Consider the following 25,157-nt stretch of genomic DNA (forward strand, 5'->3'; position numbering starts at 1 on the left):
CCCGGGTAAGGTGCCGGCACCCGACGTGAACGGCTAGGAAAGCGAGACGCACGTGCTGCGCGAAGCGACGACGGACGACGTTCATCTGATGTTGTCCTGGCGTAATCAGGAAACCAATCGACAGGTCAGCAAGACCAGTCACGAGATCACCGCCGAGGAGCACGCCCGGTGGTGGTCGGCGGTCCGCGAAGACCCGTCCCGACGGGTGCTGGTGTACGTGCGCGACGACCGCCCCTGCGGCGTGGTCACCTTCTTCGACCTGCGGCTGGACGGCCCGCGTACCGGGGCGTGGGGGTTCTATCTCGACGCCGAGGGGCTGGCCGGGCGGGATGAGACGCTGCCCGCCTGGCTGGGGGTCATGCGGGAGGCCGTGGAGTACGCCTTCGACGGCCTGCACCTGGACCGGCTCGACGGCGAGGTGCTCGGCCACAATACCGTCGTACGACAGATGAACCGGCGTTTCCGATTCGTCGAGGGCACCCCGAAACAGGAGCTGACCGACGGCCGGGAAATCACCGTCATCCCGATTTCCCTGGCGCGGGAGGATCGCCGCCAGCGCTGATTGTCGGACACTTTCGCGTAATGGACCGGAATCATTAACCGACAGTGCTTCCGGTGGACATCCGCCGTTCACGGACAGCGGTGTCCACCGGGGCGTGGCAGATCAGACCCGCCGCCATGCCGCCCAGTGCTGCTGCGGGTTGCCGCCGAGCCGGACGAACCCGTACGCCGTGCCGTCCCAGTCGTCGGCCTGCCCGGGCGCCCAGCGGGCGAAGACCACCTGCGCCACGGCCGGCGGTCGCCCGTCGTCGAACCACCGCACGTCGGTCCAGGTCACCTGGTGGCTGAGGTTGAACCGGAGGATGTACTGCACACCGGTCGAGGCCCACACCCGCTCACCGGGGCGTACGCCGACGTCGGCCACCCGGGGCGTCGGCTGGGTGCGTTCGGCGGTCGGCCGCACGATCCGCTGGTCGATCACCTGCATCGTGACGAGGTTGGCCGCCACGAGGACGCCGAGGATCGGCAGCCGCAGGCGGGGCACCCGGACCGTGGCGACCAGCAGCACGCAGCCGGCGATGCCGACCAGCGAACCGACCACCGGTCGCAGCTCCCGCCAGCCCCCGGTCAACGCCATCAGGTCCGGCGCGCTGAAACCGCCGTACCGCAACCGGTGGCCCTGGCTGGCCACATAGGCGAGTCGAGCGGCGACCAGCGCACCGCCACCGACCAGCAGCGCCACCGCGACGGCCGCCCGGCGCTGCACCACCCGCCACCCGGCGGTGAACAGCACCCCGAGGCCGACCAGCAGCCAGAACGGCGCCAGCATCTGCACGTAGCGGCCGTAGATGGCGTCCAACGGCTTGCCGGTGACTCCGGACAGGATGACCGACGCGCCACCGGCCACCCCGATGGTCACCACCAGCGCCACCCCCATCGTCCAACGGCCCGCGTCGCCGTGCCGGGGGCGCCACAGCTCGCGCACGGCACCGGCCCAGGCCACCCCGGCCATCCCGAACGTGATCACCACGAGGTACCAGAGCTGGGTGGTGACCGCCGCGCTCGTGCGGACCAGCCCCTGGGCGGAGGCGAGCGCCTCGAAGGTGCTGCCGTCGGGGGTGCTGCCGAGCAGGTAGACCCTGCCGCCGAGGTGGCGGATGGCGGCCTCGTTGACGAGCGCCATGGCGAGGACCGGCAGCAGCGCCGCGAGCACCACGGGTGGACTGATCCGGCGGCGGACGAACAGCAGCAGCACCAGTCCGGCGTGCACGGCCACGATCACCAGGCCACGGGAGTGCAGCAGATGGAACCCACCGACCAGCAGGCCGACGGTGGCGGCGGCGACCGGGCCGGGCCGGGCGATCCAGCGGTGCACGGCGAGCAGCCAGGCCACCACGAGCGGCGCCAGCACCGCGTCGATCATGGCGACGCCCGCGTAGAAGGCGGTCGCCGGCAGGGTCGCCGCCGCGACCGCGCCGAGCAGCGCGTACGACCGGCGCAGCTGGAACAGTCGGCGACCGAACAGGTACGCCAACGGCAGCAGCGTCGAGTTCACCATCGCGTTGATCAGCTGGACGATCCGGTAGCTGTCGGTGAAATCCCGGTCCCCCAGGAACGCCGGCGAGATCAGCATCGGGTAGCCGACCCGACGCAGCAGATCGTTCTCGCTGCTGAAGCCGCCCGGTCCGCCGGCCAGCGCGCGGGCGGTGTTCAGGTAGCTGTCCTCGTCGGTGTGGGCGATCGGCAGCACGATGTGCCGGGACAACCACATCCGCCAGGCCACGCTGAGCACCCACCCGGCCAGCAGCACCAGCGGCACCAGCCACCGCCTGGCGGGCAGACCGCTGGGCGTCTCGGCCACCACCACCGGCCGGTCGATCACGTCACTACCGGGTGCCATCAACGCCTCCAGAATTGCCGGCCGGACCAGGCCCCGCGCCGGCCCGTCAGGCTCGTCGGCTGGCGTCGGTGCCGCACTGGCTGGCCCGCTCGCACCGAGCTGGTGTGGATGTCGGGTGAACGCGGGACCGGGTCGCGCGCACTGCCGCCGGTCGTTCGCGCGGCCACTGTAGCGGTCGGATCCGGCCAGGTCAGCCCACATCCGGGGCGGCCGGAAGTGTTCGCCTGCGCGGTGTCCGGCATTCACAGGAGCAGAGGTTGCGGTTCACCCGCGAGCGCCGGGGAGTTAACCCGCCATGGCTAGCGTGTCACCCCGGTCGGCTGGCCCAGGGCCGCTCGTTCATCCACGAACACGGGAGCACCACATTGAGTGAGTTGAATGGATCGTCCATTCTGATCACCGGGGGAACTGGTTCCTTCGGCAGGACGTTCCTCCGGCACATCCTCAACGAGGCCGACCCCGCCCGCGTGGTGGTGTTCTCCCGCGACGAGCTCAAGCAGTACGAGCTGCGCCAGCAACTCGGCGACGACCCGCGGCTGCGCTGGTTCATCGGCGACATCCGGGACCGGCACCGCCTCACCCGGGCCATGCACGGTGTGGACCACGTGGTGCACGCCGCCGCGCTCAAGCAGGTGGACACCGCCGAGTACAACCCCTCGGAGTACATCGCGACCAACATCACCGGCTCGCAGCACGTCGTCGACGCGGCGATCGAGGCCGGTGTCAAGAAGGTCATCGCGCTCTCCACCGACAAGGCGTCCAGCCCGATCAACCTGTACGGCGCGACGAAGCTGGTCGGCGACAAGCTCTTCGTCTCGGCCAACCACTACGCCGCCCAGCACCCCACCCGGTTCGCGGTGGTGCGCTACGGCAACGTGGTGGGCAGCCGCGGCTCGGTCGTCCCGCTGTTCCGTCGGCTGGCCGCCGAGGGCAAGAGCCTGCCGATCACCGACAAGCGGATGACCCGCTTCTGGATCACCCTCGACCAGGCCGTGCAGTTCGTCATGGACTCGTTCGACCAGATGCAGGGTGGCGAGCTGTTCGTGCCACGGATCCCGAGCATGCGCATCCTCGACCTGGTCGAGGCCGTGGCCCCGGACGCCACCACGCACGAGATCGGAATCCGGCCGGGCGAGAAGCTGCACGAGGAGATGATCGCGCCCGACGACAGCCGGCGGACGCTGCGCGCCGAGGGGCGGTTCATCGTCCAGCCGACCATCGCCACCTGGGGTTACCAGGCACCGGTCGACTGCGACCCGGTGCCGGACGGCTTCGCCTACCAGTCGGACACCAACGACGAGTGGCTCACCGTCGAGCAGTTGCGCGACATGCTCGGCATCAACTGATGACAGGGATGCTCCCGTACGGCCGGCAGTCGATCAACGAGGACGACATCGCGGCGGTCGCCGACGTGCTGCGCGGCGACTGGCTCACCACCGGCCCGCAGGTCGACGCCTTCGAGGCCGACCTGGCCCGGTGGACCGGCGGGGTCGGCGTCGCCGCCGTCTCCAACGGCACCGCGGCATTGCACGTGGCGTACGCGGCAGCCGGGGTGGGACCGGGCGACGAGGTGGTCGTCCCGCCGATGACGTTCGTGGCGACGGCCAGCAGCGCCGCCGCCCTCGGCGCGAAGATCGTCTTCGCGGACGTCGAGGACGAGACGTTCTGCCTCGACCCGGCGGCGGCCGCCGCCGCTGTCACCTCCCGCACCACTGTCGTCGCGGCGGTCGACTACGCCGGCCACCCCGCCGACTACGACGCGTTGCGCACGTCGGTCAAGGGCAGTGACGCGCTGCTCCTCGCCGACGCGGCGCACTCGATCGGCGGCACGTACCGCGGCCGGCCGGTGGGTTCGCTCGCCGACCTGACCACGTTCTCGTTCTTCCCCACCAAGAACCTGACCACCGCCGAGGGTGGTGCCGTCGCCGCACTGGACCCGCAGGTCCTGAAGCGGGCCCGCCGGTTCCGTGGCGTCGGCGTGGTCCGCGAACGCGACGACCTGCGGTTCCCGGACGAGGGCGGCTGGCACCAGGAGGTCCACGAGTTCGGGCTGAACTACCGGCTGCCCGACGTGCTCTGCGCCCTGGGACGCAGTCAACTGCGTCGCCTCGGCGAGTTCACCGCCCGGCGCAGCGCTCTGGTCGCCCGCTACGACGAGGCACTGGCCGACCTGGACGGCGTCCTGCTGCCCACCCGCAAACCGTGGGCCGACCCGGCCTGGCACCTCTACCCGATCCGGGTGCTCGACGGTCGCCGCCGCGAGGTGTACGACCGGATGCGGGCCGCCGGCATCGGGGTCCAGGTCAACTACATCCCGGTGCACTGGCACCCGGCCTTCGCCGACCTGGGTTACCGACGTGGCTCCTGCCCGGTGGCCGAGTCGTTCTACTCCCAACAGCTGTCGCTGCCGCTCTACCCGGGGCTCAGCGACGCCGACCAGGACCGCGTCATCGACGCGCTGACCGCCGCGGTGCGGGTCGGCTCGGTGCGTACCGCCGCCTGATGGGAACCTGATGCACCACGCCAACCACTTCTACGGCCACGCGCACGTGCTGGCCCGCTACGCCGGCCTCGGCGACCGGCACCCACCCCGGATCAACGGGTACGTGCAGCACGGCTGGAACATCGGTGACGGTCTGGCCCCCGGGCACCCGTACGCCGAGCGCACCCCCAGCCTGCTCTGGTCGGAGCAGACCCGTCGCCGCGCCTGGTCCGTGGGGCGACGCAACGTGGTCGTCATGGGCGCGCCGTTCGTCTACCTGCTGGCCCTGCGACGCGAGGACCCACCGGCCGAAGAGCGCGAAGGCACCATCTGGTACCCGTTCCACGGCTGGGAGGGGCAGCACGTCAAGGGCGACCACCGCAAACTGATCGCCCTGATCCGGGACACCGAACCCGGCCCGGTGACGGTCTGCCTCTACTGGCACGAGTACCGCATGCGCAACGTGCGCCGGCTCTACGAACGCGCCGGATTCCGGGTGATCTGCCACGGCTACCGGGGGCACTGGTGGAAGGACACCGACCCGGACTTCCTCGACCGACAGCTCACCGAGCTGCGCCGGCACCGCCGGGTCGCCTCCAACCGGCTGACCAGCGCGATCTTCTACGGCATCGCGGCGGGGTGTGAACCAGCCGTCTACGGCGACCCGATGATCCTGTCCAACGAGGACCCCACCTTCGGCGGCACCGCGCGGATCCGGCGGCAGTGGCCGCAGCTGCACGGCAGCACTGTCGACCTGCCCACCGCGGTCGAGATCGCCCGCGCCGAGCTGGGCACCGACCACCGCTGCACGCCGGCCGAGCTGCGCGAGCTGCTCGGTTGGGCGAACCTCCAGGAGGAAGAGGAAGACCGTGACGACTGAGACGGCACCCGCCGGCCGGATCACCCTGCCGGGCGGCGAGATGCTGGCCTGGTCCGACCTGCCGCAGGAACGGCTGGCCGACGGTGGGCCGCTCGCCGCGCTGGCCGCCCGGCTGGTGCCGCCCGGCGCCCGGGTCCTGGTGGCCGGCCCACACGACCCGGCGCTGCTCGACCAGCTCGCCCACGCCGAGGTGACCTGCCTGCTGCGCAGCCACCCGGACGCGGTGGCGCTGGCGCACCGGGCGGCCCGCCTGGTGGTGGGTGGCCCGGCCGGGCTGCCCGACGACGAGACGTACGACGTGGTCATCGCGGCCGCCGGACTGGACCCGGTGGAGTCGGTGGAGGGCACCCAGCTCGGCTGGGACGGCGTGCTGGCCCGACTGGTCGCCGTACTGCGACCGGGTGGCGCGTTGCTGCTGCGCCTGGACAACCCGCTGGGCCTGCACCGGTTGGTCGACACCACCCCCTGGTACGCCCGGCGCGACGATGCCGCCTGGGCGATCGGCGGCGTGCTGGACCGCGCCCGCCCGGCCAACCGGGACCAGCTGCGCGAGCGGCTCAGCGTGGCGGGGCTGATGCCGGCCACGTGCTGGGCCGCGTACCCCGATGTCAGCACCCCGACGGCCCTGCTGGACGCCGACCACCTCGACCGGGACGCCGGCTCCGGTCTGTTCGACGCGGTGCTGCACGGTGCCTGCGCCGGGGGTTTCACCAGCGCCACAGTGCTCCAGGACCCGGCCCGGCTGGCCGTGGACGCGTTGCACGCCGGGCGCGCCGCCGACCTCGCGCCGGGTTGGCTGACCCTCGCCCACCGCCCCGCCGACCCGGAGGACCCGAGCACGCCGACCGCCGACCGGGACCTGCCGGTGGCGCTCGTGCAGACCGGCCGTCCCGGGATCGGCGTGCTCGAGGTGCTGCACGGCCCCTCCGGTTGGCGCTGGGGACTCATCCCCACCAGCGACCCGAGGACCCCGGCCGGCGCACCGTTCGCCAGCGGGAAGGCCGCCTACCGGGACGCGGACGCGCTGTCCGGGCCGGTGCCGTCCGGCCGGCTGCTGCGTACCGTGCTGCTCGACGCCGCAGTGCGCCGCGACCTGGGCACGGTGCGCGCGCTGCTGCGGGGGTACGCGGGCTGGCTCACCGACCAGGCCGACGCCGACGGCCGGATCGCCGGCGCGGCGGCGCTGGCCGGCACCGACAACGTCGTGTTCGACGGCGAGCGGTACGCGGTGCTCGACCCCAGCTGGCGGGTCACCGCCGCGCTCCCCGCCGACGTGGTGCTCGCCCGCGCGCTGTGGCGCTTCGCCACGGGCCTGCTCACCGGCGGGTACGCCCATCCATGGCCGTCCACCCTCGACGTGGCGGGCCTGACCGTTGTGCTCGGCGGCCTCGCCGGCCACGACCTCGACCGGGCGACAGTCAGCGAGGCGGTCGACGCCGAGGCGGCCATCGCCGCGGCCCTGCACGGGCTGGACGCCGCAGGCACTGCCGACCTCGCCACCGAGCTGCACGCCGTCGCCCCGACCGACCCACCCATCGGCGGGCACAGCTACCAGCAGCTGCGTGAGGCGTGGCTGCGCCAGCGCGAGGAACTCACCCGGTTGGCCGCGTTGACCGCGTGGACCGAGGAACTGCTCACCTCACGGGAACGGGCGCTGCGCCGGGCCGAGACCACGATCAGCCTGCTCAGCGGGTCGATCAGCTACCGGGTGGGTCGGCTCGCCATCACCCCGGCCCGGCTGGCCAAACGGGGCGCCCGCGCCGCCAAACGCCGGGCCATCGCGGTGCTCGCCCCCAAGCAGGAGGAGCAGCAGTGACCGGCGTACCGCCGCCCGGGACCGGCACGCCGCCACGGATCGTCGGCATCGTGCAGGCGCGCATGGGTTCGTCCCGGCTGCCCGGCAAGGTGCTCCGCCCGCTCGCCGGACGGTCCGTACTGGGCCGGGTGGTCCGCGCCGCCCAGGACAGCGGTGTCCTCGCCGACCTGGTGGTCGCCACCAGCACCGACACTGTCGACGACGCGGTGGCCGACGAGTGCGCGCGGCTGGACGTGCCGTGCCACCGCGGGCCGGTCGACGACGTGCTGGACCGGTTCGTGGGCGCCCTCGCGGCGCACCCGGGGGACGCCGTCATGCGGTTCACCGCCGACTGCCCGCTGCTCGACCCGGAGATCATCAACCTGGTCGCGTCGGTGTACCGGGCGGTCCCCGGGCTGGACTACGCGAGCACGTCGATCGCCCGGACCCTGCCCCGTGGGCTGGACGTCGAGATCATCCGAGCGGAGACGCTCCGCACCCTGGGCCGGCTCGCCACCGACCACCACCGGGTGCACGTCACCTCGTACGCGTACACCCACCCGGAGCTGTTCCGGGTGCTCGGGGTGACGCTCACCCCGGACCGCTCCGCACTGCGGCTGACCCTCGACACCGAGCAGGACTGGGCGCTGGTCAGCGCGATCATCGACCACTTCGGGGACGTCAGCGTGCCGCTGGCCAAGCTCACCGACTGGCTCGACGGTCAGCCCCGGCTGCGCGCGCTCAACGCCGACGTCCGACAGAAGCAACTGGAGGAGTCCTGAGCACTGTGCGGGTCGGGTTGCGCTGCGACGCCGGCCCCCGGCGCGGTGTCGGCCATCTCGTCCGCTGCCTGGCGCTCGCCGAGGAGTTCCTCGCCCGGGGCGCCGACGTCACGGTGTTCGGCACCGTCGAACGGCTCGACTGGGCCACCGCGGAGCTGGCCGCGCGGGGCATCCCGCTGCTCCCCGGCCCGGACTCGGCGGCCGATCTGGTCGAGGCGGCCCGCCGACACGAACTGGACGTGCTGGTCCTCGACTCCTACGACCTGGACCCGGCCGGCGCGGGCGCGCTTCGCGCCGCCGGTGTGTACACGGTCGCCATCATCGACGGCGACAGCCGGGGCCAGGTCGCCGATCTCTACCTCGACCAGAACTTCGGCGCGGAGCTGCCGGGGCTGCCGGGCCGGCTGCTCGCCGGCAGCGGGTACGCCCTGCTGCGCGACAGCGTGATCAACGCCCGACCGCCGGTCGCCCCGCCCGCCACGGCGGTCAGCCGCCCCCGGGTGCTGGCCTTCTTCGGCGGTACCGACGCGGTGGGTGCCGCCCCGGTGCTGACCCGGGTGCTGGTGGCCGCCGGGCATCCGATGGACCTCACGGTCATCGTCGGGCGACCCGAGATCGAAGCGGAGATCGAGGACGTCACCCCCGGGCGGGGGCAGATCATCCGACCGGTCCCGCCCACCACCTCGCTGCCGGCCCTGATCACCGGAGCCGACCTGGTGGTCAGCGCCGCCGGCACGTCCACCTGGGAACTCTGCTGCCTGGGCGCCCCCAGCGCCCTGGTCTGCGTGGTCGACAACCAACGTGAGTCGTACACCCGGGTGGTACGGCACGGCCTGGCCGCCGGCCTCGGCGAACTGCCGGAGCTGACCGCCGGCGGTGTCGCCGGACGCGCCGCCCGCGCCACGGCGGCGCGGACCCTGCACGGGCTGCTCAGCTCGCCGCAGCGGCGGGCGACGCTCACCGCGCGCGCCTGGTCCACGGTCGACGGGCACGGCCGGGCCCGGGTCGTGGACGCGGTGTTCGACGCGGTGCGTGTCGCCGTGCCGCGCTGACCGCGCCACCGCCACCATTCGCACGGGTGTACGAAACTGCTGCTAGGGTGGCTGCATGACGCAGGCCGCCTACCAGCCGTCGATGCTCGACCTGGCCGACGCCGGGCCCACACTGGGACCACTGCCCGGCCAGATCCGCCGACACCAGCTCAGCCGGGGCGCCTGGGTCGACCACCTCCCCGGCTGGGTGCGCGGCTCCGACTCGGTCCTCGACACCCTGCTCACCGAGGTGCCCTGGCGGGCCGAGCGGCGCACCATGTATGACGCCGAGGTCGACGTGCCCCGGCTGCTCTGCTGGTACGACGGCGCACGGCAACTCCCCCACCCCGTGCTCACCGCCGCGCGGGCCGCGCTGACCAGCCACTACGCGCCCGAGTTGGGCGAGCCCTTCGTCACCGCCGGCATGTGCCTCTACCGCTCCGGGCGCGACAGCGTGGCCTGGCACGGCGACACCATCGGCCGTTCCGCGCACAGCGACACCATCGTCGCGATCGTCTCCTTCGGAGCGCCCCGACCGCTGCTGCTCCGCCCACGCGGCGGCGGTGAGAGCCTCCGCTTCCCGGTGGGCCACGGCGACCTGATCGTCATGGGCGGCTCGTGTCAACGCACCTGGGAGCACGCCATCCCCAAGACCACCCGCCCGGTGGGCCCTCGCGTGAGCGTTCAGTTCCGCCCCCACAACGTCGCCTGACCTTGGCCCTCGGGCGGCAGCCGCCCCACCGCCGCGACGGCGATGAGGCCGGGGGAACCGCAAGGTAGGTCCGGACACCCCCCGCGTCCGGACCTACCTTGCGAGTCGCTGGTCGGCAGCTGCGTCGCAGCCGGCTGATGGGCGGATCAGCAGGCGTACGACTTCGCCCAGCGGTAGTCGGCCTTGGCCTGCATGTCGTGTCCCCAGAACGCCCCGTAGTAGCAGAGCGCCCGCCACGTCTGCGGGCCGACGTATCCGTCGACGGCGATGCCCGCCGCACGCTGGATCTTGATGATCGCGGCCTGCGTCTGGGAGCCGAAGCGACCGTCCCGGGCGACCGGACCCGCCTCGGACCGCGCAGCGTTGGTGATCGAGAGGACGTTCGCGATGCCCTGAATGGCCTTGACGCAGTTGCCGGTTCCGCCGTAGCCGTAGCTGTACTGGCGGCACGGGGCCGTGGCGGCGGAGGCCGGACCTGCTGTCACGACCATTGCTGTGAATGCCAGTGCGACGGCCGTCAGTAGCGCGGCAATCCTGGATTTCATTGAGTGTGATCCAATCTGATGTTCGGGTCGTCGGGACGATGACGAGGGGTCAAACCGGCCACATCGGCCCTCAGGCGGCCGGCCACGCGGTCCCACCCCGGGCACGACGAGACGAGTCGACCGGGGGCAAGGGGTGGACGCTCGTGGATGGGGCGGTGCGGACGGTAGAACGGTACGGTGGGCCCCGTACAACCGCCGCACAACTGGCGTACAGACATCCGCTCGCCCGCGTTGTCCGGGTGTTGTAAACGTGGCAGCACATGGCAGTGCCCACAGGTGAGGTGCCTGGTTGCGTTTCGAACTCCTCGGCCCGTTCCGGGTGTACCACGACGGCCGGTCGGTTCCACTGGGCTCGGTGAAGCAGCGTCTCCTGCTGGCGACCCTGTTGCTGCGCCCGAATGAGGTCGTCGGCACCGACGAGTTGACAGCGATGCTGTGGGGCGACGACGAGCCGCCGTCGGCCGCCGCGAACCTGCGCACCTACGTACGCGGACTACGGCGGTCACTGGGCGGTGGGGCGACCTGGGACGGGATAACCGCCGCGGCCGGCGGCTACCTGCTGCGGGTGGGCCCCGGCGAACGGGACCTGGACCTGTTCGACGCCGCGGCGGCACGGGGCCGAGAGGCGCTCGCCGCTGCCGACCTGGACCGGGCCGAGGCCGAACTCTCCGACGCGCTACGCCTGTGGCGTGGTGCACCACTGTCCGACCTGCCACTGCGCCCACGGCTGGCGCGGCGGGTGGCGCAACTGGAGGAGCGCCGGCTGCTCGTCGAGGAGGACCACGCCGAGGCGATGCTGGCCCTCGGCGCGTCGGCCGACGTCGTGCACCGGTTACGCGGCCTGCTCGACAGGCACCCGCTGCGACAGCGGGCGTGGGGCCAACTGATGGTGGGCCTGTACCGCATCGGAGACGTGGCCGGCGCGCTGGACGCCTACCGGCAGGCCCGACAGAAACTGGCCGAGGAGACCGGCCTCGATCCCGCACCCGAGCTCGTCGCACTGTACGACGACATCCTGCATCACCGCCCGGGACTGACGGCGCAACCACCGACGGGGCCGGACCGGCCGGCGTCGGGCACGGCGGTGGGGCCGCTCCATCAACGTCCCGAGCAACTGCCACGTGCGGTGCCGGAGTTCGTCGGACGCAGCGTCGAGTTGGCGAGCCTCGACAGGCTGCTGAGCGGCGGGGCCGAGTTGCCCACGAGCGTGACCATCTCTGTGGTGTCCGGCATGGCCGGAGTCGGCAAGACCACCCTGGCGTTGCACTGGGCGCACCGGGTGGCCGACCGTTTCCCGGACGGCCAGCTCTATGTGAACCTTCGCGGCTACGACGAAGTCGGCCTGGTGTCCCCGGCCGACGCCCTGTCCGGCTTCCTCGAAGCGCTCGGCGTGCCCCACGCGCGGATACCCTCCGACACGGAGGCGCGGACTGGTCTCTACCGCAGCCTGCTGGCCTCCCGTCGGATGCTCCTGGTGCTCGACAACGCTCGCGACTCCGCCCAGGTGCGCGCCCTGCTGCCCGGCGCGGGCCGCTGCATGGTCGTGGTAACCAGCCGTGACCGACTCGGCGGCCTGGTCGCCAGCGAGTGCGCCACGCCGTTGACACTGGACGTGCTCACGGCGGAGGAGTCGATGAGCCTGCTGGCCAGACGTCTCGGGGACAACCGGCTAGCCTCCGCGTCAGGGGCCGTGGCCGACATCATCGAGGCCGCAGGCCGGCTTCCGCTGGCACTGTCGATCGTCGCGGCGCGTGCCGCGACCCATCCCACGTTTCCGCTCAGCGCGATCGCCGCCGAACTGCACTCGGCCGAGGCACGGCTGGACGCGCTGGCCGACGGCGACGTCCGGCGCGTCTTCTCGTGGTCGTTCCTGGCCCTCGGTGCGGACGCGGCCCGGCTGTTCACCCTGCTGGGGCTGCATCCGGGCCCGGACCTGACCGCCGCCGCGGCCTCGGCGCTCGCCGGCGTGCCGGCCACCGCCGTCACACCGATCCTGCGGGAACTGACCCGGCTCCACCTGCTGACGGAACACACGCCCGGCCGGTTCGCCTTCCACGACCTCCTGCGCGCCTACGCTGCCGAACTCGCGCAGTCGTCGGAACGCGGCGACGAACACGTCGCAGCCCGACAGCGCCTGTACGACCACTACCTGCACGCCGCCTACCCGGCCGCCCTGCTGTTGCAGCCGCAGTGGCCCCCAATCGAGCCGGTGGCCCCGCTTCCCGTACCCGCCAGGCGGCCGGTGACCGATCACGACGGCGCACTCGCCTGGTTCACGGCGGAGCATCGGGTGCTGGTCCGGGTGGTCCGACAGGCCGCCCAGAACGGCTTCGAAGCGTACGCCTGGCAGATCGCGTGGGCGCTGACCACCTTCTCGGCGCCGCGCGGCCTCTGGCAGGACCAACTCGCCATCCAGAGTGTCGCGCTGACGGCCGCGGAGAAGATCGACGACCTCGCCGGACAGGCCGTCGCCAACCGGCTGCTCTCCCGCGCACTGATCCGACTGGGCGACCGCACCACGGCCGAGCACCGGCTCAAGCGCGCGCTTGAGCTGCACGAACGGCTCGGCGACCCGATCGGTCAGGCCCAGACGCTGCACAACTACTGCGAACTCTGCTACCTGGACGGCCGGCTCGACGAGGCGCTCACACACGGTCGCGAGGCGCTGCGGCTCTACCGGCTCGTCGGCAACCACGCGGGCGAAGCCCGGACCCTGAACGCGATCGGTTGGCTGCTCGCCACCACCGGCGATTACGTCCAGGCCATCGCCAGCTGCAGCGAGGCCCTCGACCAGCAACGCCGGACCGACGACCGCAACGGTCAGGCCGCGACGCTGGACAGCCTCGGGTTCGCCTACGACCGCCTCGGTGAACGCGACCGCGCGGTCGACTGCTACGAGCAGGCGATCCACCTCTTTCGCGCCTCCGCGGACCGGTACCACGAGGCGGAAACCCTCATCCGGCTCGGGGACACCCGGGAAGGGATGGGCGACCGGAACGCCGCCGCTGCCGCTTGGCGCCTGGCCGCGCGGATCTACGAGGACGTGCGCGACCCCGCAGCCGAGGAGGTCCGCCGCCGCCTCGAACGTCTCGCCTTGTGCTAGAGGAGGCCGGCTAACTTGTAGAGGACCAGGGAGCCGGCTACCGCGACGTTCAGGCTGTAGCCGTGGCCGACCATCGGGATCTCCACCGCCGCCGACAACAGAGGGCCCCACCATAGCGCTCTTCCGGAAACCCCGCTCCCCATGATCGTGCTCGATCCAGGATCGAGTGGCATCACCGCGTCGGTGATGCCACTACTTCCAGGATCGAGCACGATCTTCGGCGGACCTGGCACGCTCGGGCGACGCCTCAGGTGGGTGGGTCAGTCGCGCTCGATCAGGTGACCCACCACCGTCGGGCCGAGCATCACCGCGAAGCCGCTGCCGTCGCGCCGAGGATCCGCCGCGGGCAGCTCCACCGGGTCGCCGGTGCCGGTCGCGCCGACCGGTCGCGGGCCCACCCAGGCAACGGCCACGTCCGTCTCACCCTTGAGGAAGCGGTGCGCGCGCACGCCGCCGGTCGCCCGACCCTTCGCCGGGTACGCCTTGAACGGCGTCACCTTCACCGTCGCGCCGGTGGAGGTCACCACCATCGGATCGCCATGCCCCGGGTCGTCGGTGCGCACCGCGCCGAAGAACACCACCCGCGCGCCGGCCGGCAGGTTGATGCCAGCCATACCACCGCCCTTGAGGCCCTGCGGGCGGACCAACCCGGCGGGGAAGCGCAGCAGCGACGCCTCCGAGGTGACGAACGTCAACGTCTCGGCGCCGTCGGTCAGCCAGGTCGCACCGACCACCTCGTCACCGTCGCGCAGACCGATCACCTCGAACTCGTCGGAGCGCACCGGCCACTCCGGCGCGCAGATCTTCACCGCGCCCTGCCGGGTGCCCAACGCCAGCCCCGGGGAGCCATCCGCCTGCCCGCCGAGCGGCGCCAGGCCGACGACGGTCTCCCCCGCCGCCAACGGCACCAGCTCGGCCGCCGACATACCACCCCGCAGTGACACCGTGCCCGCCTGCTCGGGCAGCACCGGCAGCGGCAGGACGTCGACCTTGAACGCCCGACCGGCGCTGGTCAACAGCAGCACCCGGCCCCGGGCGGTGGAATGCACGATGGCGCGTACCGTGTCGTGCTTGACCCGGCCGTTGCGGCGACGCCCCTCGGCGCTCTCCTCCGACTCGGCAGCGGTCCGGGCGACCAGCCCGGTCGCCGAGAGGATCACCTGGCACGGATCGTCGGCGACCTCCAGCGGGCCGGCCGGCGCGGACGCGGCCAGCACCTCCTTCAGGTCACCGTCGACGAGCGTCGTCCGACGGTCGGTGCCGAACTGCTTGACCACTGACGCCAACTCGTCGGAGACCACCTTGCGGAGCACCCGCTCGTCGTCGAGGATCTTGCTCAGCTCGGCGATCTCGCCGCGCAGCCGTTCCTGCTCGGCCTCCAGCTCGATCCGGTCGAACTTGGTCAGCCGACGCAGCGGGGTGTCCAGAATGTACGTGGCCTGGATGTCGGAGAGGCCGAACCGGCTCATCAGCCCGTCCTTCGCGGCCTGCGCGTCGTCGCTGCCCCGGATCAGCCGGACCACCTCGTCGATGTCCAGCAGCGCGATCAGCAGACCGTCGACCAGGTGCAGCCGCTCCTGACGCTTGCGGCGGCGGTACGAGGTGCGTCGGGTGACCACCTCGTAGCGGTGCGACAGGAAGACCTCCAGCAGCGCCTTGAGACCCAGCGTGCGCGGCTGCCCGTCGACCAGGACCAGGTTGTTGACGCCGAACGACTGCTCCAGCGGGGTCAGCCGGTAGAGGTCGGCGAGCAGCGCCTGCGGGTTGACGCCGACCTTGCACTCGACGACGAGCCGGGTGCCGCTCTCCCGGTCGGTGAGGTCCTTGACGTCGGCGATGCCGGTCAGCCGCTTGGTCTTGGTGACCTCGTTGGTGATCGCGGCGATGACCTTCTCCGCGCCGACGCCGTAGGGCAGCTCGACCACGGTGATCGCCTGGCGGCCCCGGCTGCCCTCGATCGGGCCGATCTCCACCTTGCCGCGCATCCGCACCACGCCGCGCCCGGTCTCGTACGCCCGGCGCACCTCGTCCAGGCCCAGCAGCACCCCGCCGGTGGGCAGGTCGGGGCCAGGGACGAACTCCATGAGTTTGTCCAGAGTGGCGTCCGGGTGGTTGATCAGCCAGCGGGCGGCGGAGACGACCTCCGCCAGGTTGTGCGGGATCATGTTGGTGGCCATCCCGACCGCGATCCCGGACGCGCCGTTGACCAGCAGGTTGGGAAAGGCCGCCGGCAGCACCGTCGGCTGGGTCAGCGACCCGTCGTAGTTGGGCTCGACGTCGACGGTGTCCTCGCCCAGCTCACCGACGAGCAGCATGGCCTCGCGGGACATCCGCGCTTCGGTGTACCGCGATGCTGCCGGGCCGTCGTCAGGGCTGCCGAAGTTGCCGTGCCCGTCGATGAGCGGCACGTTGAGCGAGAAGTCCTGGGCGAGGCGCACCATGGCGTCGTAGATCGCCGTGTCGCCGTGCGGATGGTACTTACCCATCGCATCCCCGACAATTCGGGCGGACTTCACGTGCCCACGGTCGGGGCGGTAACCCTGCTCGTACATCGACCAGAGGATGCGCCGGTGCACGGGCTTGAGGCCGTCGCGGGCGTCGGGCAGGGCGCGGGAGTGGATGACCGAGAACGCGTACTCCAGGTAGGAGTCGGAAACCTCGGTGACCAGCGGATTGTCGAAGACCCGCGCGCCGGCCTGGTCGAACGAGGAGAGGTCGACCTTGTTTTCCTTACGGCGTGCCATGACTCAGCTTTCCACTAGAGCGAGACGGATGCTCACGCGTCGATCGCTTCCCGGTCGACCCGGTCGGCGGAGTCGATCAGCCAGTTGCGGCGCGGCTCGACCTTCTCGCCCATCAGCAGTTCGAGGATGCGTTCGGCGGCCTCGACGTCGTCCAGGGTGATCCGGCGGACGGCACGGGTGGCCGGGTTCATCGTGGTGTCCCACAGCTCGTCGGCGTCCATCTCACCGAGACCCTTGAACCGTGGGATGGGGGTGACGATCTGCTTGCCGGCCTTCTCCAGCTTGCGGACCGTCGTCTCCATCTCGGCCTGGGTGTAGGTGTAGACGGTCTGCGGGTTGCGCCCCTTGGTGGTGATCTTGTGCAGGGGCGGCATCGCGGCGTAGAGCCGACCGGCCTCGATCAGCGGCCGCATGTACCGGGCGAACAGGGTGATCAGCAGCGTCCGGATGTGGGCGCCGTCCACGTCGGCGTCGGCCATGATCAGCACACGGCCGTAACGCAGCGCCGAGAGGTCGAAGGTGCGCCCCGAGCCGGCGCCGAGCACCTGCACGATGGCCGCGCACTCGGCATTGTCCAGAACCTGCTGGAGGTTGGCCTTCTGCACGTTGAGGATCTTGCCGCGGATCGGCAGCAGCGCCTGGTATTCCGAGGAGCGGGCCATCCGGCTCGTTCCCAGGGCGCTGTCACCCTCGACGATGAACAACTCGCTGCGGTCGATGCCGGTGGCCCGGCAGTCGACCAGCTTCGGCGGCATGGACGCGCCCTCCAGGGCGGTCTTGCGCCGGGCGGCGTCCTTCTGCTGTTTCTGGGTGAGCCGCACCCGGGCGGCGTCGACGATCTTCTGCAGGACGGTGCGCGCCTCGGCCTTGGTGCGCCGGTCCTCCAGCCAGGCCTTGACGTGCGCGTCGACCAGGGACTGGAGCACCTTGGTGATGCCGGTGGTGGAGAGCTCGTCCTTGGTCTGGGAGGTGAACTGCGGCTCGGGGATCCGCACGTGCACCACGGCCGTCATCCCCTCCAGGACGTCGTCCAGGGTGGGTGGCTCCTCCTTGGCCTTGAGCAGACCGCGGGTGTTGCGGATCGCGTCGGCGAGCGCGCGGACCAGGGCCCGCTCGAAGCCCTTGCGGTGGGTGCCGCCGTGCGCGTTACGGATGGTGTTGGTGAAACACTCGACGGTGCGCTCGTAACCGGTGCCCCACCGGAACGCCACCTCGACCTCGGCCCGCCGCTGCACGTTGGACTGCATGACGCCGTTGGCGTCGGCGGCGTTCTCCCGGTAGGTGCCCTCACCGTTGACCAGCAGGATGCCGGAGACCGGCCGGTCGCCGGCCGGGGCGAGGAACTCCACCATGTCGCTGAGCCCGTTGGGGTAGTGGAACCGCTCCTCGGCGGGCGCCTCACCGGTCAGGTCGCGCAGCAGGTAGGTCACGCCGGGGACCAGGAACGCGGTGTTGCGCAGCTTCATCCGGACGGCGTCGACGTCGAGCGCCGCACCGGTCTCGAAGTAGCGGGCGTCGTGCCACCAGCGGATCGAGGTGCCGGTGCGCTGGCCGCGCTTCATGGCGCCGGTCACCTGCAGGCCGGGGCCGGCGGTGAACGGGGCGTCCGGCCCGTCGCCGTCGAAGATGCCCGGGACGCCGTGCCGGAACGACATCGTGTGGATCTTGCCGGCGCGGCGGACGGTCACGTCGAAGCGGCGGGACAGCGCGTTGACCGCCGACGCGCCGACGCCGTGCAGACCGCCGGAGGTCTTGTAGCCGGAGCCGCCGAACTTGCCGCCCGCGTGCAGCCGGGTCAGCACCAGCTCGACGCCGGAGATGCCGGACTTGGCGTGCACGTCGGTGGGGATGCCCCGGCCGTCGTCGTCGACCTGCACGGAGCCGTCGGGGTGCAGGATCACCTCGACGTGGCTGGCGTGGCCGGCGACTCCCTCGTCGGTGGAGTTGTCGAGGATCTCGTTGACGAGGTGACCCACGCCACGGCTGTCGGTGGAACCGATGTACATGCCGGGCCGCTTGCGGACAGCGTCCAGCCCCTCAAGGTGGGTGAGGTCATCGGCCCCGTACAGGGTGTCAGGCTCTGCGGTCAACTGGTCGTACTCCCCGGTCTCGGCGGTGTGCTGCCGGTCACCGGCGACATCAGCCGGCGTGGCGCGCCGCAGCGAGCCTAGCCCGAGGCTAGGACAAGTGTCGGAGGCCCTGTGCGACCCGCCGCGCGGGTCCCTCGGGACGTGAGCCAACGAACAGCCGCCGGGTGATCATGGGGCCACGCAGAGACAGCGCCGCCGGTACGCTCAGCCGTGATCGCGGCCAATGTGCGCGCGGGGTGCGCGCCGGTCCGGGTCGAGGAGATCGGGAGGCGATTGCGGTGACCGAGACGTTTCGCGATGCCCTACGGCGCTCCCTTGGCACCCGGGCCCGGCGGTGGCTGCTGGTGGGCACCCTGGTGGCGGGGCTGCTGGCCGCCGTGGCGCTGGTCGCGGCGGTGGCTCCGGCCGACCGGACCTTCGCCGAACTCTCGGGCACCGTCCAGAGCCTGATGTCGGTGGCGACCCCGCTCTTCGGCATCCTGCTGGTCAGCGACCTGCGCCGGGCGCCGGTGCGCCCGGCGATCCTGCCCACCGTGCTCGCGGTGGGGCTGCCGGCGGTCGTCATCGGCGTCATCGGCGTGCTGATCTGCGCCGCGACGCTCGCCCTCACCACGGCCGAGGTCGCCGACGAGCCGTGGCGGAACGCCTGGACGGTAGCGGTGGGCAGTGTGCTGGTGCAGTTCGTCGCCGGGCTGGTGGGCACCGGGCTGGGCCTGTTGGTGCGCTCGGCGGCGGTGGCGTTCCTGGCCACCATCGTCCTGCCGCTGGGGCTGTTCGCGCTGCTGGGCGGGGTGGAGGCCGCGCAGCCGTGGCTCACCCCGTTCGGCAGCGTGCGCAACCTGCTCTCGGGAGAGATGACGGCGCTGCGGTGGGTGCAGTGGCTGTGCGTACTCCTGATCTGGGGTGTCGGTCTGAACGTCGCCGGCGCGGCGGTGCTGAACCGCGGCGGCCGGGTCGCCCGGTAGCGCCGCGCGCCACCACCCACCACCGCACGCCGACCTCGACGCGGTACCGCGTCCTGCCTACGCGCGCGTGTCTTTCATCGAACGAATCTGTTACGGGCCATTGACGTCCGTCGTGCAGGGGTGATCTGATCGCGCCCTCAGAGAATCTTTCATCTTTCGATGGATGGGGGCCCCATGCCCAGGTTCCGGCGTACCGCGCTCGCCGCGGGACTCACGATCGCCATGGCCGCGTTGTCGACCGCCGTCGCGCTGCCCGCACCCGCGTCCGCCGCGCTGCCCACCGCCGCGGTGGCGCTCGGAGACAGCTTCATCAGTGGCGAGGGCGCCGGGGCGTACACCCCGGTGGTCGACGTCAACGGCGCCAGCCAGGGCTTCCCCGGCTGGACGGCGGCGAACAACAACGCGTTCTTCTGCCACCGCTCGGCGAACGCCTCGCTCCACCAGGCCAACCTGCCGGGCATCCAGAACCGGTTCAACCTGGCCTGCTCCGGCGGCCAGCCGCACGACATCGCCAACGCCTCCCAGGCGCGGGCCAACGGTCGTACCGTGGCCTCGCAGCTGAGCCAGCTGCGCGCCGTCGCGCAGACCCAGGACATCGACCTGGTGCTGATCGGACTCGGTTCCAACAACAGCTCGTTCACCTTCGGCAGCGTCGCGGAGAAGTGCGCCAACCGGTTCATCGCCGACGCCTGGACCGGCTGGTGGGAGTTCTGGGCGTACCTGAACGGCCCGGTGGAGCAGAAGCCGTGCAGCGACGCCGACCTGGCCACCGCCGCGCAGCTCAGCGCCGCGACCGCGGAGACCACGGCGGCCGTACGCCAGATCCTCACCACCCTCGACCAGGTGGACGCGGACGGTCAGCACCGGGTGGTGTTCCAGGACTACACGAACCCGCTGCCGCTGGACCTGAACCAGACGTTCCACGAGGAGGACGGCCGGGACGACACCCGGGACAAGTTCCGTGACCTCGGCGCCGAGCGGTACGCGGGCGGGTGCCCGATCCACCGGGCCAGCCTGGCGCCGGGGCACCGCTTCTCCCAGGGCCTGGGCAGCATCGTGAAGTCCACCAGGGACACCCTCGCTGCCGAGTTCCCGGCCGACGACCTGGTGTACCTGAACGTGCAGCAGGCCTTCAACGGTGCCCGGCTCTGCGAGCAGACCGGCAGCCCGACCGGCGCGCTGGCCACTCCGATCCGGCTTCAGGACGGCGCGACCGGCACCTTCGTCACCAGCCTCGCCGGCAAGGACAAGATCGCCATCCAGCGGATCGCGAACACCTGCGTCAGCTACTTCCAGACCTGCCAGGAGTCGTGGCACCCGAACGCCACCGGGCACCAGGTGCTCGGCCAGTGCCTGAGCGGCGCGGCCTCCACCAGCGCCCGCTCGGTGGCCTGCGTGCGCGCCAGCAACGGGGCCATCTCGGTCTCCTGAGCGCAGCGTCGGTCGGAGGGCTCCGCCAGGTGGCGGGGCCCTCCATCGCGTGCGGCGTCAGCTGCGCCCCGGTCGTCGACGGCCTGCTGCTACCCGCCGGTAACGTCAGGGCCGTAGGCTGGGCCGGTGAACGGGGATCTGGAGTACGCGCAGGAGTTCGTCGACGTCGACGGTGGCCGGCTGGGTGTGCAGGTCTATCCGGAACCGTCCGGAGTGACCGGCGCGCCGGTGGTGGTGATCTGGCCCGCGATGGGCGTCCGGGCCCGCTACTACCGGCCCTTCGCCGCCGCGCTGCGCACCGCGGGGCTGGCCGTGGTCGTGGCCGACCTGCGCGGCACCGGGGCGAGCACGCCCGCGCCGAGTCGGGCGGACCGGCACGGTTACGCCGAACTGGCCGACGACGTCGGCGCCGTCCTGGCCGCCCTCAAGCCGCGGCTGGACGGGCGCACCCGAGTGCTTCTCGGGCACTCACTCGGCGGGCAGGCCGCGCTGCTGCACCTCGCCCTGCACGGCGGCGGCGAGGTGGACGGCTTGGCGCTGGTAGCTGTCGGCATCCCGCACTGGCGGAGCTACCCGGGCCGGCGCGGCCTCGGCGTGCTGCCCTACACCCAGGGCATCGCCGCCACGGCGGCGCTGCTCGGCGTCTGGCCGGGCTGGGGCTTCGGTGGCCGGCAGGCGCGCGGCGTGATCCGCGACTGGGCGTACACCGCACGGACCGGTCGGTTCCCCCGGCTCAACGGTACGGACACCGAGGCCGCGGTCCGCACGGTACGGACACCGGTGCTGGCCGTCAGCGTCGACGACGACCAGTACACCCCGCACGAGACCATGGACCACCTCTGCGCGAAGCTCGGCGACGCGCCGGTGACCCGGGAACGGTACACAGTGGCGCAGTCCGGCGCGCCGATGGACCACTTCACCTGGGTCCGCGCGGGCGTCCCGCTGGCACGGCGCATCGCCGGTTTCGCCACCGACCTGCCGCCCCGCTGAGCCGTACCGGCCGGTCGGGGGGGCGCGGGTCGACTCACTCGTCCTCCAGCGGCACCAACTCACCGTCCCGCTCGACCTGGATGTCGGCGTGCTCCTTGCGGGGCGCGACCTCGGCGGTGTTCCGGTTCGGGTCGTTGTCGGGGTGCATGAGCACCGCGTCTGTTTTGGGGGTCTTCTCCCGGCTCTCGTCCGGCTGCGACATCGCGTTCCCCTCTCGTCGGCGTCGCTGGAGGATCTACCCGCCACCGGGCGAACGACTCCTGCCCGGACGAGGCCGACGCACCGACGACACGGATGTCCCGTAGCTGCCCGCCACGACGCTGATCGGCCCCGGCGCGCCGGGGTTAGCCGCCCGAGCGGCGGGTAAGCCGCACCGCCCGACACGGCGGAAGGGGATCACATGTCCGAACGGCACACCGCACTGCGTTCGATGCACGATCTGGGCCTGGCGGCCTGGTTTGGCGGCTCCCTCATGGGTGCCTTCGGTGTCAACGGCGCAGCGGCGAAAATCAGCGACTCGACCCAGCGGCTCCCGGTCGCCTCGGCCGGATGGTCCAAGTGGACCCCGGTCAACGCGGCCGCGATCGGCGCCCACCTGGCCGGCGCCGTCGGCGAACTGGTGACCGAGAGCCCACGGATGGCGGCCCAGTCCGGCGTCGGCCGGGCCAGCGCCATCAAGACCGCGCTGACCATCGGTGCGCTCGCGGTCACCGGCTACAGCCGGTTGGTCGGCATGCGGCTGGAGAAGGCCGGCGGCCCGTCGGTGAGCGGTGCCACCGAGCCGAACCACCAGACCCCGGCCAGTGTGGCTTCGTCGCAACGGCAGATGAAGCTGCTCCAGTGGGCCATTCCGGCGCTGACCGGGACGCTGGTCGTGGTCACCGCGTACATGGGTGAGCAGCAGAAGCCCGGCCAGGTGTTCCGCGGGATGCTCGGTCGCGCGGGTGGGATGAAGGGCGCGTCCAAGAGCATGATCAAGATGGCGGGAATGAGCAACGGCAAGCGGCCGATGGCGATGGCCGGACGCTGAAGCGTCGGGCCGGCCGGCGTCCCGCCGCCACCTCGACGGCGGGGCGCCGGCCGGCCCCGCGCGTGTAACCGGAGTGACGACGAATCCCACGCGACGACGAGTCGGCGCCCGTGCGGCGGCGCGCCGGTGACCTGTCGGGCGGCGAGGGCGGGCGGGCAGCCCGGCCCGAGGACGGCACATCGTCCGCCGGTGGCGGCGGACCGACGAGCGGGGTGGCCATGACGGCGCACAAGGGACGCAGCGGCGACAACGACCGGCTGGAGCCGGAGGCGACCAACCCGTGGGGCACCGGCGACGGTTTCGACGCCGACGCGCCCTGGGGCACCGACGACGACTCACCGATGGACGAGGGCAGCGAGGAGACAGCGGTGCCCGAGGGCCGGCGCGGCGAGCGGCGGGCGGGTGCCCCGGCGGGTCGGACGGGCCCGGCGGGTCGACACGGCTTCGGTTCGGTCGAGCCGACGCGCACGCCGATGGCCGGGCCGGGCGCCCCACCCGATCCCGCGCCCAGTGGCCGGACCTTCCCCGACGACGCGGAGATCGGCGAGTCGACCCAGGACGCGCTGCGCAGCCGGGGACGGCGGTCCTGACCGGACCCGCACCCCGGCCGGCCGGCAGGTGCGCCGGTCAACCGTTCGTCGGGACGGCGTGATCGGCGACCATCGTCTCGGTGAGCAGTTGCGCCAGCCGGGTGGCGTCGCGCTGGGCCTGCCCCGCGCAGCAGTTGTTGAACAGCACGTGCAGCTCGTCGGGGAGAGCCGCGAACTCGGCCAGCCGTCCCGCCCAGTGCCGCAGCTCGTCCTCGGCGTAGGCGTAGCGGAACTTCTCCTGCTTGTCGCCCTCGACCCAGGCGTCGCTGTGACCGTGGAACCGGACGACCGCCGGCTCCGCCGTCATGCTCAGGATCGGCGGCACCGACGACGGGTGTCCCTGTGGCATGTCGACGCAGACCACTGACAGGTCGTGGGCGCGGAGCAGGTCCAGGGTGTCCGCCGCGGCCGCGTCGTCCAACCAGGAGCCGTGCCGCAGCTCGACACCGACCCGCCACGGCCGGCAGCGCTGCGCGAGCTCGACGATCCGGCGTTCGGCCGCCGGGCTGCGCACCAGCCACGGCGGGAACTGCAACATCACCACACCGAGCTTGCCGGCCGCCGCGATCGGCGCCAGGGCCGCGCGGAACCGGGTCCACAGCTCGTCGTACGCCCGCTCCGGCAGGTCACGGCGGCGGATCCGGCTCGGGCCGGCGGCCGGACGCAGATCCCGGGGCAGCACGGTGACCGGCGTCGGGTGACCGGTGAAGAGGCTGAACGCCTTGACGTCGAAGGTGAAGTCGTCCGGTGTGGCGTCCACCCAGCTCTGGGTCGTCTCCGGCACCGGGATGGCGTAGTAGGACGTGTCCACCTCGACCAACGGGAACTGGCTGGCGTAGAAGCCCAGCCGACGCGCCGGCGTGCTGGCCGAGCGGGGGTACCACCCGGAGCGCAGCAGGGACTGGTCCGCCCAGGACGACGTGCCCACCTTAATCACAGCCATGTCATTCAGTGGACCGCCATCGACGCGGATCGGCAACCGCTGGCGGTCCTCCGTCGACCTGGTGCCGTGCCCGGGAAGTGTCGGTGCCCGGCAATACGGTGGCACCGGGTGGACATCGACGAAAGGGTGGCGGCATGACCAGCACTGAGCAGCTCACCGGTGAGCGCACCGATCTCCTGCAGGCGCTCCGCAGGCACCGCGGTTTCCTCTTGCAGACCGTCGACGGGCTCACCGATGAGCAGGCGGCCAGTCGCCCCACCGTCAGCGGTCTCTGCCTCGGCGGCCTCATCAAGCACGTGGCCGGCGTCGAGCACCGGTGGATGCTCTTCGCGGTGGGCGGCGCGGAGGCGATGGGCCGCGAGGAGGTCGACTGGGTCGGTCAGTTCCAGATGGCACCGGGCGAGACACTGGCCGGTCTGGTCGAGCGCTTCCAGGAGGTGGCCGCCCGGACCGACGAGTTGGTCGCCACCCTCGACCTGGACGCGGCGCACCCGTTGCCGCAGGCTCCCTGGTTCGAGCCGGGGGCGAGCTGGACGGTCCGCCGGGTGCTGCTGCACCTCATCGCCGAGACGTCCCAGCACGCCGGGCACGCCGACATCCTGCGCGAGTCGATCGACGGCGCCAAGACGATGGGCTGACGCCG

21 protein-coding genes are annotated in these 25,157 nt (G+C 72.0%); 15 read left to right on the plus strand and 6 right to left on the minus strand.

The genetic code is table 11. The features are described 5' to 3' along the window. The first annotated feature begins 52 nt into the window (after positions 1–52). Positions 53–562: a peptide chain release factor 2 gene (locus tag IF22_RS0124445; protein WP_030335847.1), complete on the plus strand. Its 510-nt coding sequence runs from the start codon at positions 53–55 to the stop codon at positions 560–562. 102 nt (positions 563–664) lie between these two features. Here IF22_RS0124445 and IF22_RS0124450 read toward each other — a convergent pair whose 3' ends face one another. Continuing rightward, positions 665–2,401 carry a hypothetical protein gene (locus tag IF22_RS0124450; RefSeq protein WP_167337336.1) on the minus strand — a complete coding sequence of 579 codons (1,737 nt, stop codon included), beginning with the start codon at positions 2,399–2,401 and terminating at the stop codon, positions 665–667. Positions 2,402–2,766: 365 nt separating this feature from the next. Here IF22_RS0124450 and pseB point away from each other — a divergent pair, with 365 nt between their 5' ends. Genes pseB through IF22_RS0124485 form a run of 7 tightly spaced genes read left to right on the plus strand, consistent with a single transcriptional unit; the run spans position 2,767 to position 10,083 of the window. Then, a complete protein-coding gene (gene pseB, locus IF22_RS0124455) occupies positions 2,767–3,747 on the plus strand; it encodes a UDP-N-acetylglucosamine 4,6-dehydratase (inverting) (RefSeq protein WP_030335851.1) in 981 nt (326 codons plus the stop codon). Then, positions 3,747–4,904, plus strand: a complete 1,158-nt coding sequence (locus tag IF22_RS0124460; protein ID WP_030335853.1) for a DegT/DnrJ/EryC1/StrS family aminotransferase — start codon at positions 3,747–3,749, stop codon at positions 4,902–4,904. Before pseB ends, IF22_RS0124460 begins: the two co-directional genes overlap by 1 nt. Positions 4,905–4,914: 10 nt before the next feature. Next, positions 4,915–5,763 (plus strand): hypothetical protein, encoded by an 849-nt coding sequence (locus tag IF22_RS0124465; protein ID WP_030335854.1) that lies wholly within the window; start codon positions 4,915–4,917, stop codon positions 5,761–5,763. After that, the gene (locus IF22_RS0124470; RefSeq protein ID WP_030335855.1) at positions 5,753–7,579 is read left to right on the plus strand and encodes a class I SAM-dependent methyltransferase; all 1,827 of its coding nucleotides are present in this window, start codon (positions 5,753–5,755) and stop codon (positions 7,577–7,579) included. The genes IF22_RS0124465 and IF22_RS0124470 overlap by 11 nt, the downstream gene beginning before the upstream one ends. Then, on the plus strand, positions 7,576–8,340 hold the full coding sequence (locus tag IF22_RS0124475) for a cytidylyltransferase domain-containing protein (RefSeq protein ID WP_280940613.1): 765 nt from the start codon (positions 7,576–7,578) through the stop codon (positions 8,338–8,340). Before IF22_RS0124470 ends, IF22_RS0124475 begins: the two co-directional genes overlap by 4 nt. Further along, the gene (locus IF22_RS0124480; protein ID WP_030336033.1) at positions 8,337–9,392 is read left to right on the plus strand and encodes a PseG/SpsG family protein; all 1,056 of its coding nucleotides are present in this window, start codon (positions 8,337–8,339) and stop codon (positions 9,390–9,392) included. The genes IF22_RS0124475 and IF22_RS0124480 overlap by 4 nt, the downstream gene beginning before the upstream one ends. A gap of 55 nt (positions 9,393–9,447) precedes the next feature. After that, the gene (locus tag IF22_RS0124485) at positions 9,448–10,083 is read left to right on the plus strand and encodes an alpha-ketoglutarate-dependent dioxygenase AlkB (protein WP_030335857.1); all 636 of its coding nucleotides are present in this window, start codon (positions 9,448–9,450) and stop codon (positions 10,081–10,083) included. A 146-nt stretch (positions 10,084–10,229) separates the two neighbouring features. Here the strand turns inward: IF22_RS0124485 and IF22_RS33365 are convergent, their stop codons facing one another. Further along, positions 10,230–10,568 (minus strand): peptidoglycan-binding domain-containing protein, encoded by a 339-nt coding sequence (locus IF22_RS33365; RefSeq protein ID WP_245233726.1) that lies wholly within the window; start codon positions 10,566–10,568, stop codon positions 10,230–10,232. 349 nt (positions 10,569–10,917) lie between these two features. Between IF22_RS33365 and IF22_RS0124495 the strand changes: the two genes are divergently transcribed. Then, positions 10,918–13,731, plus strand: coding sequence for an AfsR/SARP family transcriptional regulator (locus tag IF22_RS0124495; protein ID WP_030335858.1), 2,814 nt, complete (start codon positions 10,918–10,920; stop codon positions 13,729–13,731). Positions 13,732–13,991: 260 nt separating this feature from the next. Here the strand turns inward: IF22_RS0124495 and IF22_RS0124505 are convergent, their stop codons facing one another. Both IF22_RS0124505 and IF22_RS0124510 read right to left on the minus strand, forming a co-directional pair. Continuing rightward, entirely contained in the window at positions 13,992–16,475 is a 2,484-nt protein-coding gene (locus tag IF22_RS0124505) for a DNA gyrase/topoisomerase IV subunit A (protein WP_030335860.1), read from the minus strand. Between the two features lie 32 nt (positions 16,476–16,507). Next, positions 16,508–18,565, minus strand: a complete 2,058-nt coding sequence (locus tag IF22_RS0124510) for a DNA gyrase/topoisomerase IV subunit B (protein WP_030335863.1) — start codon at positions 18,563–18,565, stop codon at positions 16,508–16,510. 278 nt (positions 18,566–18,843) lie between these two features. Between IF22_RS0124510 and IF22_RS0124515 the strand changes: the two genes are divergently transcribed. The 3 genes from IF22_RS0124515 to IF22_RS0124525 all read left to right on the plus strand — a co-directional run bounded on the left by IF22_RS0124515 (position 18,844) and on the right by IF22_RS0124525 (position 21,951). Further along, positions 18,844–19,530, plus strand: a complete 687-nt coding sequence (locus IF22_RS0124515) for a hypothetical protein (RefSeq protein ID WP_030335864.1) — start codon at positions 18,844–18,846, stop codon at positions 19,528–19,530. A 174-nt stretch (positions 19,531–19,704) separates the two neighbouring features. Next, positions 19,705–20,961 carry an SGNH/GDSL hydrolase family protein gene (locus tag IF22_RS0124520; RefSeq protein WP_030335866.1) on the plus strand — a complete coding sequence of 419 codons (1,257 nt, stop codon included), beginning with the start codon at positions 19,705–19,707 and terminating at the stop codon, positions 20,959–20,961. Between the two features lie 126 nt (positions 20,962–21,087). Further along, complete coding sequence (locus tag IF22_RS0124525) at positions 21,088–21,951, plus strand: alpha/beta hydrolase family protein (RefSeq protein ID WP_030335868.1); 864 nt, start codon at positions 21,088–21,090, stop codon at positions 21,949–21,951. Between the two features lie 34 nt (positions 21,952–21,985). On the opposite strand, the gene IF22_RS35170 is transcribed toward IF22_RS0124525, so the two are convergent. Further along, on the minus strand, positions 21,986–22,153 hold the full coding sequence (locus tag IF22_RS35170; RefSeq protein WP_156057837.1) for a hypothetical protein: 168 nt from the start codon (positions 22,151–22,153) through the stop codon (positions 21,986–21,988). 198 nt (positions 22,154–22,351) lie between these two features. Between IF22_RS35170 and IF22_RS0124535 the strand changes: the two genes are divergently transcribed. Next, entirely contained in the window at positions 22,352–22,981 is a 630-nt protein-coding gene (locus tag IF22_RS0124535; protein WP_036412220.1) for a hypothetical protein, read from the plus strand. A gap of 218 nt (positions 22,982–23,199) precedes the next feature. Next, positions 23,200–23,571, plus strand: coding sequence for a hypothetical protein (locus IF22_RS0124540; RefSeq protein ID WP_030335872.1), 372 nt, complete (start codon positions 23,200–23,202; stop codon positions 23,569–23,571). Between the two features lie 37 nt (positions 23,572–23,608). Here IF22_RS0124540 and IF22_RS0124545 read toward each other — a convergent pair whose 3' ends face one another. Beyond that, positions 23,609–24,514 carry a DUF72 domain-containing protein gene (locus IF22_RS0124545; RefSeq protein WP_051708761.1) on the minus strand — a complete coding sequence of 302 codons (906 nt, stop codon included), beginning with the start codon at positions 24,512–24,514 and terminating at the stop codon, positions 23,609–23,611. 134 nt (positions 24,515–24,648) lie between these two features. On the opposite strand from IF22_RS0124545, the gene IF22_RS0124550 reads away from it, so the two are divergent. Then, positions 24,649–25,152, plus strand: a complete 504-nt coding sequence (locus IF22_RS0124550) for a DinB family protein (RefSeq protein WP_030335876.1) — start codon at positions 24,649–24,651, stop codon at positions 25,150–25,152. The last annotated feature ends 5 nt before the right edge of the window (positions 25,153–25,157 follow it).

It is taken from the genome of Micromonospora parva, from assembly GCF_000718515.1.
GTDB classification, from domain to species: domain Bacteria; phylum Actinomycetota; class Actinomycetes; order Mycobacteriales; family Micromonosporaceae; genus Micromonospora; species Micromonospora parva.

Coding starts and splice junctions, on each gene's coding strand:
- IF22_RS0124450 (WP_167337336.1), bottom strand. CDS start 2,401: ATGGCACCCGGTAGTGACGTGATCGACCGGCCGGTGGTGGTGGCCGAG.
- IF22_RS0124460 (WP_030335853.1), top strand. CDS start 3,747: ATGACAGGGATGCTCCCGTACGGCCGGCAGTCGATCAACGAGGACGAC.
- IF22_RS0124465 (WP_030335854.1), top strand. CDS start 4,915: ATGCACCACGCCAACCACTTCTACGGCCACGCGCACGTGCTGGCCCGC.
- IF22_RS0124485 (WP_030335857.1), top strand. CDS start 9,448: ATGACGCAGGCCGCCTACCAGCCGTCGATGCTCGACCTGGCCGACGCC.
- IF22_RS0124505 (WP_030335860.1), bottom strand. CDS start 16,475: ATGGCACGCCGTAAGGAAAACAAGGTCGACCTCTCCTCGTTCGACCAG.
- IF22_RS0124520 (WP_030335866.1), top strand. CDS start 19,705: ATGCCCAGGTTCCGGCGTACCGCGCTCGCCGCGGGACTCACGATCGCC.
- IF22_RS35170 (WP_156057837.1), bottom strand. CDS start 22,153: ATGTCGCAGCCGGACGAGAGCCGGGAGAAGACCCCCAAAACAGACGCG.
- IF22_RS0124535 (WP_036412220.1), top strand. CDS start 22,352: ATGTCCGAACGGCACACCGCACTGCGTTCGATGCACGATCTGGGCCTG.
- IF22_RS0124540 (WP_030335872.1), top strand. CDS start 23,200: ATGACGGCGCACAAGGGACGCAGCGGCGACAACGACCGGCTGGAGCCG.
- IF22_RS0124545 (WP_051708761.1), bottom strand. CDS start 24,514: ATGGCTGTGATTAAGGTGGGCACGTCGTCCTGGGCGGACCAGTCCCTG.
- IF22_RS0124550 (WP_030335876.1), top strand. CDS start 24,649: ATGACCAGCACTGAGCAGCTCACCGGTGAGCGCACCGATCTCCTGCAG.